Origin of the sequence: Pseudomonas gebzensis, from assembly GCF_034427815.1 — a bacterium.
Lineage (GTDB): Bacteria > Pseudomonadota > Gammaproteobacteria > Pseudomonadales > Pseudomonadaceae > Aquipseudomonas.
The window spans coordinates 215,365-232,763 of record NZ_JAXQNS010000006.1 but is presented as its reverse complement, the minus strand read 5'-3'; the positions used below and the strand labels follow the sequence as shown (position 1 = coordinate 232,763).

General features: G+C 63.6%; 13 protein-coding genes and 1 pseudogene. 10 read left to right on the top strand and 4 right to left on the bottom strand.

Translation table 11 applies throughout. The annotated features are described in order from the left end of the window. Positions 1–390: 390 nt before the first annotated feature. The 4 genes and pseudogenes from SJI00_RS13720 (at position 391) to SJI00_RS13710 (ending at position 5,149) form a co-directional block, all read left to right on the top strand. Positions 391–2,238, top strand: a complete 1,848-nt coding sequence (locus tag SJI00_RS13720) for a sensor domain-containing diguanylate cyclase (protein ID WP_322462255.1) — start codon at positions 391–393, stop codon at positions 2,236–2,238. Beyond that, positions 2,231–3,007 (top strand): annotated as a pseudogene (locus tag SJI00_RS22615) (PAS domain-containing protein); the annotation flags it as partial. The gene SJI00_RS13720 and the pseudogene SJI00_RS22615, both read left to right, overlap by 8 nt. Next, a complete protein-coding gene (locus SJI00_RS22610) occupies positions 2,987–3,544 on the top strand; it encodes a methyl-accepting chemotaxis protein (RefSeq protein ID WP_416221041.1) in 558 nt (185 codons plus the stop codon). The pseudogene SJI00_RS22615 and the gene SJI00_RS22610, both read left to right, overlap by 21 nt. A 621-nt stretch (positions 3,545–4,165) precedes the next feature. Beyond that, positions 4,166–5,149 (top strand): RHS repeat-associated core domain-containing protein, encoded by a 984-nt coding sequence (locus SJI00_RS13710; protein ID WP_322462253.1) that lies wholly within the window; start codon positions 4,166–4,168, stop codon positions 5,147–5,149. A 398-nt stretch (positions 5,150–5,547) separates the two neighbouring features. Here the strand turns inward: SJI00_RS13710 and soxR are convergent, their stop codons facing one another. Next, positions 5,548–5,991: a redox-sensitive transcriptional activator SoxR gene (gene soxR / locus SJI00_RS13705; protein WP_322462252.1), complete on the bottom strand. Its 444-nt coding sequence runs from the start codon at positions 5,989–5,991 to the stop codon at positions 5,548–5,550. Between the two features lie 149 nt (positions 5,992–6,140). Between soxR and SJI00_RS13700 the strand changes: the two genes are divergently transcribed. After that, complete coding sequence (locus tag SJI00_RS13700; RefSeq protein WP_322462251.1) at positions 6,141–6,764, top strand: SMI1/KNR4 family protein; 624 nt, start codon at positions 6,141–6,143, stop codon at positions 6,762–6,764. A gap of 219 nt (positions 6,765–6,983) precedes the next feature. On the opposite strand, the gene SJI00_RS13695 is transcribed toward SJI00_RS13700, so the two are convergent. From SJI00_RS13695 to mntP, 3 genes are all read right to left on the bottom strand, one after another. Beyond that, the gene (locus tag SJI00_RS13695; protein WP_322462250.1) at positions 6,984–7,634 is read right to left on the bottom strand and encodes a TIGR04211 family SH3 domain-containing protein; all 651 of its coding nucleotides are present in this window, start codon (positions 7,632–7,634) and stop codon (positions 6,984–6,986) included. Between the two features lie 390 nt (positions 7,635–8,024). Next, positions 8,025–9,398, bottom strand: a complete 1,374-nt coding sequence (gene ppnN / locus SJI00_RS13690) for a nucleotide 5'-monophosphate nucleosidase PpnN (protein ID WP_322462249.1) — start codon at positions 9,396–9,398, stop codon at positions 8,025–8,027. Positions 9,399–9,548: 150 nt separating this feature from the next. Next, positions 9,549–10,112 carry a manganese efflux pump MntP gene (gene mntP, locus SJI00_RS13685; protein WP_322462248.1) on the bottom strand — a complete coding sequence of 188 codons (564 nt, stop codon included), beginning with the start codon at positions 10,110–10,112 and terminating at the stop codon, positions 9,549–9,551. Between the two features lie 382 nt (positions 10,113–10,494). Between mntP and tam the strand changes: the two genes are divergently transcribed. The 5 genes from tam to katG all read left to right on the top strand — a co-directional run bounded on the left by tam (position 10,495) and on the right by katG (position 17,349). Then, positions 10,495–11,271, top strand: coding sequence for a trans-aconitate 2-methyltransferase (tam, locus tag SJI00_RS13680; RefSeq protein ID WP_322462247.1), 777 nt, complete (start codon positions 10,495–10,497; stop codon positions 11,269–11,271). Between the two features lie 133 nt (positions 11,272–11,404). Beyond that, positions 11,405–12,115 (top strand): YebC/PmpR family DNA-binding transcriptional regulator, encoded by a 711-nt coding sequence (locus SJI00_RS13675; RefSeq protein ID WP_322462246.1) that lies wholly within the window; start codon positions 11,405–11,407, stop codon positions 12,113–12,115. Between the two features lie 49 nt (positions 12,116–12,164). Next, positions 12,165–13,109: a LysR family transcriptional regulator gene (locus SJI00_RS13670; protein WP_322462245.1), complete on the top strand. Its 945-nt coding sequence runs from the start codon at positions 12,165–12,167 to the stop codon at positions 13,107–13,109. A 140-nt stretch (positions 13,110–13,249) separates the two neighbouring features. Beyond that, positions 13,250–14,662: a DOPA decarboxylase gene (locus tag SJI00_RS13665; protein WP_322462244.1), complete on the top strand. Its 1,413-nt coding sequence runs from the start codon at positions 13,250–13,252 to the stop codon at positions 14,660–14,662. A gap of 428 nt (positions 14,663–15,090) precedes the next feature. Further along, positions 15,091–17,349, top strand: a complete 2,259-nt coding sequence (gene katG, locus SJI00_RS13660; protein WP_322462243.1) for a catalase/peroxidase HPI — start codon at positions 15,091–15,093, stop codon at positions 17,347–17,349. Positions 17,350–17,399: the final 50 nt, after the last annotated feature.

Genomic DNA, 17,399 nt, shown 5'->3' with positions numbered 1-17,399 from the left:
TGGCGATTACCGACAAGTAACAGCGTAGGTTGATGCCACTATTTTGGCGACAATAAAACGGCGCCTGCAGGGCTCGTCCACTGTGTGTTGAAAAACTAAAAGGGGCAGCATGGAACGTTTACAAAACGCCTGGGTCTGCTTAATGGCTCATTGCCATCGCCTGACGTGGACCCCACGTTTTCCGTGCCATTCCCGGCCTGCCGGGCGCGGCGAATGCAGAACTTTTCAGGCTGCTGTACTTCCCTTCGGACCCCATTTCTTGAACAACACCGTTATTTCAAGTTGTCCATCCATCACCATTGAAAACATTAATGGCAAAATGATGGCGCGGCGGCAGTATTTTTGTGATGCTGAATGTCCGCACACCGCAGCTCGGCCGCAGAGGGCGCAATGAACGGCGTACCCATTCCACTCAATGAATCCCAGCGTCTGAGCAAACTGGCCGGGTTGTGCGTTGCGCACGATGACGCGCGCGGTGAGTTACGCCCGTTGGTGGAACTGGCCAGTGCCTATTTCAAGGTGCCGATGTGCGTGGTCGCGATTGTCAGCGAGCGTCAGCAGTGGTTCATGGCCAAAAAAGGCATCGCGGCCGACGGCACCTCACGCGATGTGTCGTTCTGCGCCCACACCATCTCGCACGCGCGGCCCTTCGAAGTCACCGACGCCAGTGTCGATGAACGCTTCGCGCACAACCCCTTGGTGATCGGCGAGCCGGGCATCCGTTACTACTGCGGCGTGCCGCTGATGGTCGAAGACAGCTTCGCCATCGGCAGCTTCTGCATCATCGATACAGCCGCGCGGCCGCCGATGAGTGCGGCTGACCTGGCCATGCTGGTGACCTTCGCCCAGTGCGCCATGCGCATCATCGACGGCATCCGCCAACGCAATTTCCTCGACCACCCCACCGGCCTGTTGAACCGCATCAAGCTCGAATGCGATGTGCGTGATCGGCTGGCGCGCGGTGAGCGTTTTGCGTTGATGGCGTTCGATGTCATCCAGGCCTCGGCGCTCAACGATGTGGTCAAGGCCCTGGGCTACAACTTCGCACACGATCTGACGCTGCAGATCAAGGAGCGTCTGGTACAGCACGTCGACTCGGGTCTGCAGGTCTATCGCATCAGCCCGACACGTTTCGGCACCCTGGTGCCTGCGCAATACGACGTGCAGGCGCTGGCCGCGCGGATGGTCACGGTGTTGCTGGCGCCCATCGAGTGCCACGGCATTCCGGTGTCCTTGGACGTTGGGGTAGGGGTCTGGCACATCGATGAGGTCGATGGCGACGGCAGTGATCTTGAGTGGTTGCGCCGCGCGGTGGGCGCCGCCGATGCCGCTCGGCGCACGCCCACGCGTTGCGCCGGCTACCAGCCAGAGGACGACGCCGCCCAGCGCCGTGCCTTCATCTTGCTGTCATCGCTGAGCAAGGCCTTGCTCAGCGACGATCAATTGCACCTGCACCTGCAACCGCGTATCGACCTCACCAACGGCGCCTGTGGTTCGGCCGAAGCGCTGCTGCGTTGGCAGCATCCGCAGCTCGGCGCCATTTCACCGGGCGAATTCGTGCCACTGGTGGAGAAGACCGCGCTGATGCCGCTGCTCAGCAACTGGGTGATGAACGCGGTGCTCGACATTTTGCTGCGCACCCGCGCGCTGGACTTCAGCCTGAGCATGAACGTTACCGCCAGCGATCTGGAAAGCCCGGCGTTCATGGACGCGCTGTTGGCCGGGCTGCAACGCCATGGCCTGAGCAGCGAGCGGATTCAGCTGGAATTCACCGAGAGCATGCTGGTCGAGCACCTGGACATGGTTCAGCAACAACTGGCCCGAGCCCGCGCGGCCAACATCCACATTGCCATCGATGATTTCGGCACGGGCTACAGCAACTGGGCTTATCTGAGCCGGATTCCAGCTTCGGTGGTCAAGCTCGACCGTTCGTTGATACAGACCTCGGCGGCATGCCCGCGCGAGCGCATTCTGGTCAAGACCATCGTCGAGCTGTCCATCGAGCTGGGCTATCAGGTCACGGCCGAAGGCGTCGAGACCCTGGAGCAGCTGGAGCATGTGCGCGGCCTGGGCTGCCATCAAGCGCAAGGATTCCTGATTGCCCGGCCGATGCCGGTGGCTGCGTTCGAGGCATGGTTTGAATCGAGAACCGCCACCGGCGCCTGGCCGCAAACACCCGTTGTTCCTGTTGTTCCTGTTGTTCCCTCTGAACTCACAGTAGGTCTTGATCATGTTTAATCGGCATCTGAAAGCGAAGTTGGCCGAGCGCGAAGTCGACCTTGCGCAGGCAATGCAGCTACTCGGCCTGCTGGACCAGGCCGGTATCGCCCTCAGGCTGGATGCCGATAACCGCGTCATCGAATCCAACACCGCCTTTGCTGCCGCGCTGGGTTACGCCCACACGGAAATCATCGGCAAACAACTCTCACAACTGGTGCCGGGTTATGTCTCCCAGTTGCCCTGTTTTCAAGCCTATGCCAAAGCGGTGGCCAAGGGCGTGCCGGTGCGTGACGACTACCGCTTCCTGCGCGCCGACGGCAGCCTGGCCTGGTTGCGTCTGACCTGGCACCCCATGCGCAGCGCAGAGGGCACCTTGCAGCAGGTCGTCGGTTACGGCAGCGATGTGTCTGTGGAAGTCAGCTTGAGCCGGGAAAACCAGGCGCTGCTCGATGCGCTGCTGCGCTCGAACGCGAGCATCCAGTTCGACCTCACCGGCAAGGTGTTGGACGCCAATCAAGAATTCCTGAGCGCCATGGGCTATTCGCTGAGCCAGGTGGTGGGGCAGCATCACCGGTTGTTCTGCGATCCCGACTATGTCGCCAGCCCGGCCTACGCCGAGTTCTGGCGCACGCTGAACGCCGGGCAGTTCGTGCGCGGGCGCTTCAAACGTGTTGACAGCCGTGGCCGCGAGGTGTGGCTGGAGGCGAGCTACAACCCGGTCAACGATGCCGAAGGCAAGCTGGTGCGCGTGGTCAAGTTCGCCTCGGTGATCACCGATCAGGTGCTGCGCGAGAATGAGGTCAAGCGCGCCGCGCAGACGGCGCTGGAAGTGTCCAACAGCACCGACCTGAGCGCCAGCGAGGGTGCCTCGGTGGTGGATCAGGCGGTGTCGACGATGCAGAGCGTGTCGCAGCAGATGCAGTCGGCGGCGGTCACGATCGAAGCGCTGGGCAAGCAGTCGGTGGTGATCAGCTCGATCGTGCAGACCATCGGCGGCATCGCCTCGCAAACCAACCTGCTGGCGCTCAACGCCGCCATCGAGGCGGCGCGGGCTGGCGAACAAGGGCGCGGCTTTGCGGTGGTGGCCGATGAAGTGCGGCAGTTGGCTGCGCGCACCAGCAAGGCCACCGAGGAAATCGTCGGCGTGGTGGCGCAGAACCAGACGCTGGCCAGCCAGGCCATCGTCGAGATCGAGAACAGCCAGAGCAGTGCGGCGCTGGGGTTGTCGTTCGCCTCCCAGGCTGGGGCCTCGATCAGCGATATCAAGGAGGGCGCCAGGCGCGTGGTGCAGGCGATCAGCCAGGTGAATCAGGACCTGTCCTGAAGCGGCCCAAGGCAGGGTCGCGCAACCCATCAGGTGCGCATGGCGCAATGGCGCCCGGCCGCCCCTTGAGCAAAATAGAAAAATCGTCATGCGCTATCTGGCTGGGTTTGAGCAGGCATCTCACTCAGGGCTAATGCCTCACGCAACTCACGCTCGCCTCACCGCTCCGGCACTCCCACCCATTCGAGCGCGACATCGAGCGTTTCCCGGTCAGGCGCTTCTGGATGGTTTCGCCCTGCAGCCGATCGCTGCTGGCTCGTTACGCCAGCCCCCTATTTTTACGAACGCCTGAGCTTGAGCGGCCCTGTGTATTCGTACTTTCACTTCACCCCAAACCGCGCAATAAGGCAGTACTACGCGTCTGCGCCAACCGGAAAGTTCGACCGTGACTGCATCTATTTTACAGCCCGCTGTGCATAACGTGATGAAGGATAAATACACGTGGGCTTTTGCAGTTGCGGCGTGAGGCCACAGAGACTCAAGGCCAGCGATCATGAGATCCACAGCCGGCCATGAAATTGCCGAGGCTTTGCATCGTGCCTTACCTGTCATGTGTGTGAGTAGGCAGCATTGTAGTGCTGTGCCACCGTCAGCACTCCCACGCTAAAAGGACATTCCCCAATGGCTCACGCTAGCCTGAACTATTTTTACAAAGACACTAGACTCGTTACGGTATCAACTGCAGATGCGGCTGAAAGCATTGGCCGTGCGGGCGATTTGAGTTTCTGCCAGATGAACCCTCAAACGGGTTCGGTAAAACTCTTGGAAACGGATGCGCAAGGGTCATGCATCGGGTTGGCGAAAACAAGTGGCCACTTGGTGGACATCGCCTACAGCCCCTATGGTAATGACAACTACGCAAACGATACGGCGCTGTATACTCGATTTGTTGGCGAGGCCTTGTTGCCTTTGGCCAGAGGCTACTCGCTAGGGATGGGGCACCGCGTATTTTACCCTTCGCTGATGCGGTTCGCACGTCCGGATGCACTGTCGCCGTTCAACCGAGGCGGGCTGAATACTTATGCCTATTGCTCGGGTGATCCCGTTAACCGATCCGATCCGTCCGGTCGTTGGAGCGTTTCCAAATGGTATAAAGGGGGCTACTCCTATACTGCGATCAGAGCGACGGTGGTCGCCTCACGTCCTGGTGCAGCATTAAGTCCAAGGATGGTTAAAAGTTTTAGTGATTCCTTGCAAAAACGTATTTATCGCTCGGAACAAAAAATGAGTCATGTTCAAGCCAAAATAAATAGTCTGGGCATTGACAGTCAAGCTGCAGTCCCTTGGTTGAAAAAAGAGAAAAAGTACGGTGAGCAGTTGGAGGGATGGGCCTCGGAGAGAAGCTTGTTGGATCAATTTAAAAAAGCAGATGGTGATCACTTTTACAGGCTTGTTGACCCGACTGCAGGTGATGAGGCACTTGCTCGAGAGCTGCAGGCTGAATTCAACCTTGGGCACGTCGAACCCAATCCTGACGGCGTACAGGCTGTCGAAAATTCAAGCTCGCTGAGTCGGGCCAGTTCTACCTGGTCTTTAAGCAGTATTCAGCGCTCGCAGTTGGAGGTGATTAGGACAAAGGCAACTGACATCAGAATTGAACTTTAAGAATTAGGCAGGTTACTGAGCTGGTGTGCTAATCACACCAGCAGAGGTCTTTTAGGGCTGGCAGTTTCTAAGTGCTGGCCACTCATGCAGGTGCTGTTACAGAAGGTGAGTTGCGATGGAGACTCCGCAGATTGACAGACTAATGAAGGCAGCAGAGTTTCGTCTTTGGTGTTACTAAGCCCAAACCTGGGAAGCGTACTCACCGTCTTGCAGCCTTTCATGGCGCAGCTCGGAACCGATATTTCCTTGTCGATCTGGAATGAGCGAGTGCATAGCGACTTATCCTACGGCTCGAAACCCAGGCACTGGTATGGAATTACCGGGGTGCAGTCTCCCTTGGCGCGCGCCGTAACCCACATCACATTGCCGGGACTGGACCCGTGCAAAAGACGCAGCGCCTAACCCTCAAGCAACACCGCCCCCGCGCCTCGGTCTGCCAGCGCATCGTCCGGATTACGCAACGGGCACTCACTCATGGACAGGCAGCCGCAGCCAATACAGCTGTCGAGCTGATCGCGCAGTTGGCTCAGGCTGTCGATGCGCGTGGTCAGCAGGTCGCGCCAGGCGGTGGACAAGTTGTTCCAGTCTTCTACCGTCAGTGCGCGGTGGGTGGGCAGTGCATCGAATGCGCGCTTGATGTCCGCCAGGGGTATACCCGCCCGCTTGGCGATCTTGATGATCGCCACCCGGCGCAGGGTGTTGCGGCTGTAGCGCCGTTGGTTGCCGGCGCTGCGGTGGGCATGGATCAGGCCTTTGGATTCATAGAAGTGCAGCGTGGCCACGGTGACGCCGCTGCGTTGGGCAATTTCGCCGACCGACAGGGCGGTTCGTACGTCGAGCATGTAAACCTCGCTGACCTCATCAATAGCTGAGGTTTATAGCGGTCTGCAGCCTCTCCGGCAAGCCTTCCCCTGCGCCGTCGGGAACCTTGGTCGACGGGTGCTGACAGAGCAAGGCAGTTAACACGCCTTCACCTGACCAGGAGCGACCCATGACGCACTACCGCGGACTCATATTCGAAGAGGCTGGCGAGCCAGCCAGTGACGAGGCACTGGCGTTGCTCGAAGCGCGCCTGGGCACGCGCTTGCCTGACGACTACCGCACCTTTCTGAGCGCATTCAACGGCGCCGAGCTGGACTATGAGGTCGTCGCGACCCTGGCCAACGGTGACCGGGAAACGCTTGGCTTCAGCCTGTTCAGCGTCGATCCGGACGGTGACTGGGAAAGCAATCCGCACGAGCTGGAGCAGTTGCGTGAAGTCGAGGGGTTTCCGGCCACCGGTCTGCTGCCGATCGGCCGCGACGGGGGGGCGAGTGTGCTGTTGCTGGACCTGCGTGACGGACGTCAGGACGTGGCGGCCATGGTCGCGGGGCTGCCAGCCTGGACCGGGCGCCGTCAACAGGGCGACGAGTATGTGGTGCTGGCCGAGTCGTTCGACGCCTACCTTGCGCTGCTGCACCTGTCGGATGCGACAGTGGCCGACCACATCCAGCGGTTTCTGATCACCCCTGAGAGCATCGCTGCCACGCTGGAATGGCTTGACAGCGGCAGTCCGGGTTGGCGTGAGCGCTTCCGTGAGCAGTGGAATGCTCGGGTCAGCGAGGCGCCGATCTAGCGGAGCTTCAGGAAGGTTTTTGGGCTCGATCGGCGAGGGGCCGGGCTGCCGAGTGTTCGGCAGACGATGAGCGAGGCGACGCTCCAGCGGGCTCTGAAGGTATTCGAGTTCGATAGACTGCACCGCAACCGAGCGCGCCTGGGGTCCGGCGCGTCCGGCGCTTGTCATCTGTTCGCTGGCGCGATGCCAAGCCGTTGATTCAGCCCTCGAGCAGGTGCTTCAGAACCAGCGGTCGTTACGTTTGCGCCCGCGAGTGAGCGCCGGCAGGATCAAGCCTACCAGCAGGCCGGCGCCGGCAATGCTGCCGCCGTAGACCATGTATCGCATCATCACTTGCTTGTTCTCATCGCCCAGACGCGCCTGGGCATCGCGTAGCGAAGACTGGCTGTCGTCGAGCTGCTCGGTCAGCGCCGTGTTACGCGCCTGCAGCTCATCGACCAGGGATTTGCGTGAGTCGAGGGTTTCCTGCATGCCTTGCACGCGGTTCTTCCAGCTGTCATCGATGGTCTTGAGCTGACCGGACAGCTCGCTGACCTGGGCTTCGAGTTGCGGGACACGCTCGACCGGCGCGGGCACCGTCTGCAGGTCGCTGCTGAGAATCCACACCTGGTCACCGCTTTCTCCACGGATCTGGCTGTAGTTGCCTTGGGTGGTCAGCAGCGTGACTTTCTGCCCGGACTTGAGGTTGCCGACGATGCGGTGACCGTCCGTAGGGCCGCTGCGCACATAGGTGCTCAGGCTGTCGCTGACCCAACGGGCATCGCTGGCCGGGGTCTCGGCGTGGGTGGGCAAGGCGAGTGCGGCCAGGGCGGCGAACAGGCTGCCACGCAGGACAGAACGGGCGGGAAGGGCTGGGCGGGAATCAGGCATGTCGATCTTCGCTGGAACGGGACGAATGAAGGCCCCATGAAGCGGGCCGTGATTCGGTCGGGTGTGTTGACCGTCAGCCAAAGACCATTTTTATTGCGGCAGGTTCACCGATGGGGGTGGGAAAACACCTGTAAGGATGGTGTACATCTTCCAGAGGACGGTGCATGAGGGCGCTGTTGGCTGGCATGCAGTGTGTCCAGCCGACCAGCGATGTCCGGAACAGGTTGGCGACGCCGGCCTGAGGGTGCGAAGCGATTGAGTGAGACACCGGCTGGGGCGGCTTTGCCGGCCTGATCCAGGTGCCTCAGCTCACGCGTGAATACGGGACGCAGCCCTAGTGCGGCGCAGCCGGCCCGATTTCACGAACGCGATGCGCCTGGCACGTCAGGTTCAGCTCACCACTTGATAGCACGGCACATACGCCGCACCACCGGGCAATTTCATCCGGTGCTGATCAACGAACGCCTGCAGCAGTCGGCCCAGCGGATCGAGCACGGCGTTGTCGCCGTGAATCTGGTACGGCCCGTGCTTCTCGATCAGGCGAATGCCGTTGTCCTTGACGTTGCCCGCCACGATCCCGGAAAACGCCCGGCGCAGGTTGGCCGCCAGCTGATGTGGCGGCAGGTCGGTGCGCAGGCTGAGGTTGGCCATGTTGTCGTGGGTCGGGTCGAACGGGTGCTGGAAGCCCTCGTCGATCTTCAGCAGCCAGTTGAAATGGAAAGCGTCGTTGCGCTCGCGGCGGAACTGCTTGACCGTTTTCAGCCCCTCGACCATGTGCCGCGCGACCTCGGCCGGGTCATCGATGATGATCTGGTAGTGCTGCTGCGCCTGCTCGCCCAGGGTGGCGCCGACGAAGGCATGCAACTGCAGCAGGAAGGCTTCGGCGCTGCGCGGCCCGGTCAGCACGACAGGGAAGGGCAGGGAGGCGTTGTCCGGGTGCATGAGAATGCCCAGCAGGTAGAGAAATTCTTCCGCCGTACCGGCGCCGCCGGGGAAGATGATGATGCCGTGGCCAACGCGCACGAAGGCTTCGAGGCGCTTCTCGATGTCTGGCAGGATCACCAGTTCGTTGACGATCGGGTTGGGCGCTTCGGCGGCGATGATGCCCGGCTCGGTCAAGCCCAGGTAGCGGCTGCCGGTCATGCGCTGCTTGGCGTGGGCGATGGTTGCGCCCTTCATCGGGCCCTTCATCACGCCCGGGCCGCAGCCGGTGCAGATGTCGAGTTTGCGCAGGCCCAGCTCGTGGCCGACCTTCTTGGTGTACTGGTATTCCTCGTTGCTGATCGAGTGCCCGCCCCAGCACACCACCATCTTCGGCTCGACACCCGGACGCAGGGTGCGGGCATTGCGCAGCAGGTGGAAGACGTAGTCGGTGATGCCCTGAGAGCTGTCCAGGTCGATGCGCTGGCTGGCCAGCTCGCTTTCGGTGTAGACGATGTCGCGCAGGGCGCTGAACAGCATTTCCCGGGTGCTGGCGATCATCTCGCCATCGACGAAAGCGTCTGCCGGGGCGTTCAACAGCTCAAGGCGCACACCGCGGTCCTGCTGGTGAATGCGCACCTCGAAGTCCTGGTAGGCCTCGAGAATGGTCTTGGCGTTGTCGACATGGGCGCCGGTGTTGAGGATGGCCAGGGCGCACTGACGGAACAGGGTGTAGAGGGTGCCGGTGCCGGCTTCGCTGAGTTGCTGGACTTCACGTTGCGACAACGTCTCCAGGCTGCCCTTGGGGCTGACGGAGGCGTTGATGACGTTGCGTGTGGGCATCTAGGTCTTTCCTGTGCAGGTAAAACATCCTTCTTGCGTGCCACCATACCGAGAAATCCACGTGGCAACGAGGGGGCAGGTGAAAAGCCTGCCCCGAGCCACCTTCACGCCGCCAATGGCGGCATGCCAGGGCCATCCGACCGACGCTCGCTATACCGAAAGGTGCTCGTAGAGAATGGTGGCACCGATCAGCATCAGTACCACGCCGCCGAGGATCTCCGCACGCTTGCCCACCAGGGCGCCAAGTGCCCGGCCGAGCATCACGCCGAGGGTGACCATGACCAGGGTCGCCAGGCCGATGGAGGCTGCGGCCACCAGGATATTGACGTCGACGAAGGCCAGGCCGATGCCCACGGCCAGGGCGTCGATGCTGGTGGCGAAGGCGGTCAGGGCGAGCATCAGAAAGCCGTGCTGGGCAGGCTTTTGCGCCTCCTCAGGGTCATCTTTGAAGCCGTTGTAGACCATGTGCAGGCCCAGCAGCACCAGCAGGGTGAAGGCGATCCAGTGGTCCCAGGCTTGCACATAGTCTGTGGCGGCCTGGCCGATCGCCCAGCCGATCAGCGGGGTGATGCCTTCGATGACGCCGAAGATCAGGCCGGTGCGCAGGGCTTGGCTCAAGCGCGGATGGCGCAGGCTGGCGCCCTTGCCGATGGCAGCAGCGAAGGCGTCGGTGGACATGGCCAAGGCCAGAAAGAGGAGGGAAACAGGATTCACGGTGGTTGTCCGGTCGGGCTATGAGTCAACGACGCAACCACACGCCCGACCTTAGGCATGGATGCATCGTTGGTCTCGCCAATTCCGGACCCTGCCTGGTGCGCCTGCATGTGCGCAGATCGGTTTCAGGCCGTTCAACAGATGTTCACGCCACGGCGGCTGCCGAGAATGTTGACGTGAACGCGCGGTGCCGATGGCGCCAGCGCAGGCTACTCCCCAACAAGGGCGGCCATTATGCCCAGTGACCCCGGGAAACGGAATACCCGGCACGCAGGCCACGACGCGGCCTGGCCAGGATCGCTGCACGCGGTTACCGCCGCAGCGGCTGCCATTCGCCTGCGGCTGTCTTATGCTAGGGCCCCTCTCGTTCAAGGAGTCGCCCATGTCCTGGTCCGCCAGCCAATACACCCGTTTCGAAGACCAACGCACGCGCCCGGTGCGCGACTTGCTGGCTGCGGTGGCCCCGCGCCCGGTCCGGCATGCCACCGACCTGGGCTGCGGCCCCGGCAACTCCACTGAGGTGCTGCTGCAGCGCTACCCGGATACCCAGGTGGTTGCGTTGGACAACGACCAGGACATGCTCGGCCAGGCGCGCCAGCGGCCACGTCTGAACGTGCCCCGGGTGCGTTTTGAACAGGCTGATATCGGCCAGTGGACTGCGCCCGAGCCGCAGGACCTGATCCTGGCCAACGCCTCGTTGCAGTGGATGCCCGACCACGCGGCGCTCTATCCCCACCTGGTCCGCCAATTGAGCGAAGGTGGCAGCCTGGCGGTACAGACCCCCGACAACCTCGACGAACCCGGCCATCGGCGCCTGCGCGAGGTCGCTGGCAGCGGCGAATGGACGTCGCTGTTCGCCGACCTGAACCTGCCGCCGCGCCACCCGGCGACCTTCTATTTCGAGCTGCTCGACCCGCTGTGCGCGCGCGTGGACGTGTGGCGCACCACTTACCATCACCCACTGGCCGGCGGCGTCGATGCGGTGGTGGAGTGGTTCAAGGGCTCGGCGCTGCGGCCTTATCTGGCGCGGCTCGATGAGCGGCAACAGAGCGCTTTCCTGGGGCAGTACCGTGAGGCGCTGCGCGCAGACTACCCCGGCGCGGACGACGCCCAGGTGTTGTTGGCCTTCCCCCGCCTGTTCATCGTGGCGACTCGCTGAAAAGCTGACGCAGGGCAGGGTTTGCGGGTGCACGCGAAGTTGTCGAGACCTCGACGAGGGCGTATAAACTGCACCCCACGTTTGGGCCGGTCGTTTCCTGAATCGGCCACAGAGACCATAGAGAAGAGTTGCCATGGGCGCACAGTGGAAAGCCAAACATAGAGAAGCCGCGGCCAATGCCAAGGGCAAGGTCATGGGCAAACTGGCCAAGGAGATTCAGATCGCCGCCAAATCGGGCGCCGATCCGGACATGAACCCGCGCCTGCGCCTGGCCGTGGACCAGGCCAAGAAGGCCTCGATGACCCGTGAAACCCTGGAGCGCGCCATTCGCAAGGGCGCGGGCCTGGACGGCGATACCGTGCAGTACACCGCCGTCACGTATGAGGGCTTCGCCCCGCATCAGGTGCCGCTGATCGTCGAATGCCTGACCGACAACGTCAACCGCACCGTCGCCGAGATTCGTGTGGCCTTCCGCAAGGGCCAACTGGGTGCCAGCGGTTCGGTGTCCTGGGACTTCAACCACGTCGGCCTGATCGAAGCGATCCCTGAAGGCGATGCCGATCCTGAACTGGCCGCCATCGAAGCGGGCGCTCAGGATTTCGATGAGGGCGAAGAACCGGGCTCGACCCTGTTCATTACAGAAACCACCGACCTCGGCGCGGTGCAGAAAGCCCTGCCGGAATTCGGCTTCACCGTGACCGCGGCGAAGATCGGCTACACCCCGAAAAACCCGATCAGCGCGTCGAGCCTCGGCGCCGAGGCCCTGGCCGAGGTCGAAGCCTTCCTCGAAGCCATCGACCACCATGACGACGTGCAAAACGTCTACGTCGGCCTCACCGAGTGATCTACCGCGCCGGGGCCTGCGCACGGCCCCGGCAGCGCAGGCCCCGTCCATGAACGCTGCCTTTGCCTCGCTCAGCCTGGCGCACCTGCGCACCCTCGAATGCCTGCTGCAGCTCAAGAACCTCAGCCACGCTGCCCAGCACCTGGGCTGCAGCCAGTCGGCCCTGAGCCGCCAGCTGGTGCACCTGCGCCAGGCGTTTGACGACCCGTTGCTGGTTCGCCAGGGCCGCGGCTATGTGCTCAGTGAGCAGGCCGAGCAGTTGCGCGCCCCCTTGCAGGCCGTACTGCAGTCGCTCAGCGCCTTGCCCCAGCCGGCCGCATTCGACCCGGCGCGCTGCACGCGGCGCTTCTGCCTGGCCGCGTCGGACTACGTGGCCGAGCATATGCTGCCGGCGCTGGTCGCGGCGTTGGAGCGCGAGGCGCCGGGGGTGTCGTTGAGCTTTCGCACCTGGCAGGCGGGCCGTTACGACCTGTTGGCCACGGGTGAAATAGACCTGGCCACCACATTGTTCGACGACTCGCCTGCCAACCTGCATGGCCGGGTGCTGGGCGAGGACGGCGCGGTCTGTCTGATGCACCGTGAACATCCGCTGGCCGTGTCGACTGCCGTGAGCCAAGCCGACTACCTCGCCTACCGCCATGTACGCATCTGCGCCGGTGGCGACAAGGACAGCTTCATCGACCGCCATCTGCGCGATCAGGGCTTGCAGCGGCACATCGCCCTCGACGTGCCGTTCTTCACCGCCACTGTGCAGGTGCTCAGCCGCACCCGGTATCTGGCCACGTTGCCCGAGCACATCGCCCGCCAGCTCTGCCAGCGTCACCCGCTGACCTGGCGCCGCCTGGACTTCGTCGAACACAGCCAACGCTACTGGGTGGTGTGGCATCAACGTTGGCATGGCTCGCCCGAGCACCGCTGGTTGCGTGAACGGGTGTTTGCGCTGTGGCGGGAATCGCAGTTCAGCGTGCAGGGCTGCCCAGCGCCAAGGGCGTAGCGTCGACGGCCGCCAGCGCGTGGCGTCAAGGGCGCAGCTCGCCGCTTTGCCCATAGCAGCTATGCGCCAGCCGCAGTACCTGCGCTGCGCGGTGGGGGCCTACACTCGGCCCATCCATCGACACTCCAGGAGCCACCCCCGTGACCCCCGAACAATTCCGCCAGCACGGCCATCAGCTCATCGACCTGATCGCCGACTATCGCCAACACCTGGCCGAGCGCCCGGTGATGGCCCAGGTCGAGCCGGGCTATCTCAAAGCCGCTTTGCCCCAGGCCGCGCCGCAGCAGGGTGAACCGTTCAGCCGCATTCTCGAAGACGTCGACCAACTGCTGATGCCCGGCTTGTCCCACTGGCAGCACCCGCAGTTCTTCGGCTACTTTCCCTCCAACGGCACGCTGTCCTCGGTGCTGGGGGATTTCCTCAGCACCGGGTTGGGCGTGCTCGGCCTGTCGTGGCAATCGAGCCCGGCGCTGAGCGAGCTGGAAGAAACCACGCTCGACTGGACGCGCCAATTGCTGGGCCTGTCCGATCGCTGGAGCGGAGTGATTCAGGACACCGCCTCGACCAGCACCTTGGTGGCGTTGATCTGCGCCCGTGAGCGTGCCACCGATTACGCCCTGGCCGCCGGCGGCTTGCAGGCGCAGAGTAAGCCGCTGATGGTCTACGCCAGCGCCCAGGCGCACAGCTCGGTCGATAAAGCCGCACTGCTGGCAGGCTTCGGCCGCGACAACATTCGCCTGATCGCCACCGACGAGCACTACGCACTGCGCCCAGACGCCTTGCAGGCCGCCATCGAGCAAGACCTGGCCGCTGGCAGGCAGCCCTGCGCGATCATCGCCACGACGGGTACCACGGCCACCACTGCGCTCGATCCACTGCAGGCGATTGGCGACCTCGCCAAGGCTCACGGGCTGTGGCTGCATGTCGACGCAGCGATGGCCGGCTCGGCGATGATCCTGCCCGAGTGCCGCTGGATGTGGCAGGGCATCGAACAGGCCGACTCGCTGGTGGTCAACGCGCACAAATGGCTGGGGGTGGCGTTTGATTGCTCGCTGTATTTCGTGCGCGACCCGCAGCACCTGATTCGGGTGATGAGCACCAACCCCAGTTATTTGCAGTCGAGTGTCGACGATCAGGTGAAGAACCTGCGCGATTGGGGTATTCCGCTGGGCCGTCGTTTCCGCGCGTTGAAACTGTGGTTTCTGCTGCGCAGCGAGGGGGTCGAGGCCTTGCAACAGCGCCTTCGCCGCGATCTGGACAACGCCCGCTGGCTGGCCGAGCAGGTGCAGGGTGCCGACGACTGGCAGCTGCTGGCGCCGGTGCCGCTGCAGACGCTGTGCCTGCGCCACTGCCCGCCCGGGCTGCAAGGCCCAGGCCTGCAAGCGCACACCCAGGCCTGGGCGGCGCGGCTCAACGCCAGCGGCCAGGCGTATGTAACGCCAGCGAAGCTCGACGGGCAGTGGATGGTGCGCGTGTCGATCGGCGCGCTGCCGACCGAGCGGGCGCATGTGCAGGGGCTGTGGAACGCGCTGCGCGAGGCGGTGCTGAACTAGCTGCGCCAGCGCCAGCGCTCGGCACTGCCTGGCGTGAGGCCGCGCTACCGCCCATCGCCAGCCAGCTCGCGCCTGCAAAAGCGCCGTGGCTCATGGCCACGCTGCAAGAGCGAGCCTGCTTGCGATGCCCGCTCAGGCGCCGCGATCACTCACACAGCCGGTAGCGTCCTCGAGGTTTCGCACAGGCGAACTCGCCCCGCTAACACCCACGCTATCACCTGCTTAGTGAGCCTCTATTAGACCTGCAACCTCCCTCGGCTACGCTCTTTGAAGGCTGTCTGCCGCCTGATCGGGGTGCGGCGCGCACACCGTCGATGTGGGCGCCTGACACCGCTGAGCTGGCGCTTGCCCGAGCCTGTGGTGCTCGGCCGCCAAGCATCTGGCGCAGACCGCATTTGCAGACAAAACCGAGCCGTAGGGAGAGACCGATGTCGACCGAATCGAAATGCCCGTTCCAGCACACCGCAGGTAGTGGCACCAGCAACCGCGACTGGTGGCCCGATCAACTCAATCTCGCCGTCCTCCATCAGCATTCCTCTAAATCCGACCCGCTGGGCGCCGGTTTCGACTACCCCAGCGCTTTTGCCCAGCTCGACTTCCAAGCCCTCAAGCGCGACCTCCACGCGTTGATGACCGACTCCCAGCCTTGGTGGCCCGCTGACTTCGGCCACTACGGCCCGCTGTTCGTGCGCATGGCCTGGCACAGCGCCGGCACCTATCGCATTGCCGACGGCCGTGGTGGCGCCGGGGCTGGCCAGCAACGTTTCGCGCCACTCAACAGCTGGCCCGACAACGTCAGCCTCGACAAGGCCCGCCGCCTGCTCTGGCCGATCAAGCAGAAGTACGGGCAGGGCATCTCCTGGGCCGACCTGATCGTGCTGACCGGCAACGTCGCGCTCGAATCCATGGGTTTCAAGACCTTCGGCTTCTCCGCCGGCCGGCCCGACGTGTGGGAACCCGATCAAGCTGTGTACTGGGGCTCGGAAAAGGTCTGGCTGGGCGGCGATACCCGCTACGGCAAGGCGCAGACCCCCGGCCAGGGCGACCTGGTGGCCGAGCCTGACAAACACGGCGAAGAGCAGAGCCGCGACCTTGGCCAGGACCGCAACCTGGAAAACCCGCTCGCCGCGGTGCAGATGGGCCTGATCTACGTCAACCCGGAAGGCCCGGACGGTCATCCAGACCCGGTCGCTTCGGGCCGTGACATCCGCGAAACCTTCGCCCGCATGGCCATGAACGACGAAGAAACCGTGGCCCTGATCGCCGGCGGCCACGCCTTCGGCAAGACCCACGGCGCCGCGCCCGCCGATAACGTCGGCGCCGAGCCCGAAGCGGCCGGCCTGGAAGCCCAGGGCCTGGGCTGGCACAACCGCTATCGCAGCGGCGTGGGCGCCGATGCCATCACCAGCGGCCTGGAAGTCACCTGGACCTCCACGCCGACGCGCTGGAGTAACGAATACCTGGAAAACCTGTTCAACTTCGAGTGGGAGCTGTTCAAGAGCCCGGCGGGCGCGCACCAGTGGCGGCCGACCCAAGGGCAGGGCGCCGGGCAGGTGCCGGATGCCTTCGACGCCAGCAAACGTCACGCGCCTGCGATGCTCACCTCGGACCTGGCGCTGCGCCTGGATCCGATCTACGGGCCCATCGCCCGGCACTTCAAGGATCATCCCGAGCAACTGGCCGACGCCTTCGCCCGCGCCTGGTACAAGCTGATCCACCGCGACATGGGCCCGCTGTCGCGCTACCTGGGCCCGGAACTGCCGCAAGAAGAACTGCTCTGGCAAGACCCTCTGCCCAAGGCCGGCAGCCCGCTCTCGGCACAACACCTGAGCACCTTGAAGCATCAGCTGTTGAACTCGGGCTTGAGCACCGCCGAGCTGGTGTCCACCGCTTGGGCGTCGGCCTCGACCTTCCGTGGCTCGGACAAACGTGGCGGCGCCAACGGCGCGCGCATTCGCCTCGCCCCGCAAAAAGACTGGGCGGTGAACCAGCCGGAGCAACTGCGCAAGGTGCTGGAGGTGCTGGAGCGCGTGCAGGCGCAATTCAATGCCGGTGGCCAGCACGTGTCGCTTGCGGATCTGATCGTGCTGGGCGGCACAGCCGCGGTCGAGCAGGCCGCCAAGGCTGCGGGGCATACGCTGGAGGTGCCGTTCCACGGTGGACGCAGCGATGCATCGCAAGCGCAGACCGACGTCGAGTCGTTCGCGGTGATGGAACCGCTGCACGATGGCTTTCGCAACTTCACCAAGGCGCGTTACAGCGTCGGCGCCGAGCGGCTGCTGCTCGACCGTGCGCAACTGTTGACCCTCACGGCCCCGGAAATGACCGTGCTGATCGGCGGCCTGCGGGTACTGGGGGTCAACCATGGCGGCAACGCGCAAGGCGTGTTCACCGACCAGGTCGGCGTGCTCAGCAACGATTTCTTCCGCCACCTGCTGGACATGGCGGTGGAGTGGAAGCCGACCTCGTCCGAAAATGACGCGTTCGAAGCCCGTGACCGCCAGACCGGCCAAGTGCGCTGGACCGGCAGCCGTGTCGACCTGGTGTTCGGCTCCCACGCGCAACTGCGGGCACTGGCCGAGGTGTATGGCAGCAGCGATGGCAACGCACGCTTCATCAAGGACTTCGCCGCGGCGTGGGTAAAGGTCATGGAGCTGGATCGGTTCGACCTGAAGCGCGCGGTGTAGCCAGGACGCTGCCCTGACGCGGGCAACCCCTGTCAACGCGCACCTGCACG

Bases quoted from the DNA above. Each gene is read 5' to 3' on its own strand.
- SJI00_RS13720 (WP_322462255.1), top strand. From the start codon at position 391: ATGAACGGCGTACCCATTCCACTCAATGAATCCCAGCGTCTGAGCAAA.
- SJI00_RS13710 (WP_322462253.1), top strand. From the start codon at position 4,166: ATGGCTCACGCTAGCCTGAACTATTTTTACAAAGACACTAGACTCGTT.
- soxR (WP_322462252.1), bottom strand. From the start codon at position 5,991: ATGCTCGACGTACGAACCGCCCTGTCGGTCGGCGAAATTGCCCAACGC.
- SJI00_RS13700 (WP_322462251.1), top strand. From the start codon at position 6,141: ATGACGCACTACCGCGGACTCATATTCGAAGAGGCTGGCGAGCCAGCC.
- SJI00_RS13695 (WP_322462250.1), bottom strand. From the start codon at position 7,634: ATGCCTGATTCCCGCCCAGCCCTTCCCGCCCGTTCTGTCCTGCGTGGC.
- ppnN (WP_322462249.1), bottom strand. From the start codon at position 9,398: ATGCCCACACGCAACGTCATCAACGCCTCCGTCAGCCCCAAGGGCAGC.
- tam (WP_322462247.1), top strand. From the start codon at position 10,495: ATGTCCTGGTCCGCCAGCCAATACACCCGTTTCGAAGACCAACGCACG.
- SJI00_RS13675 (WP_322462246.1), top strand. From the start codon at position 11,405: ATGGGCGCACAGTGGAAAGCCAAACATAGAGAAGCCGCGGCCAATGCC.
- SJI00_RS13670 (WP_322462245.1), top strand. From the start codon at position 12,165: ATGAACGCTGCCTTTGCCTCGCTCAGCCTGGCGCACCTGCGCACCCTC.
- katG (WP_322462243.1), top strand. From the start codon at position 15,091: ATGTCGACCGAATCGAAATGCCCGTTCCAGCACACCGCAGGTAGTGGC.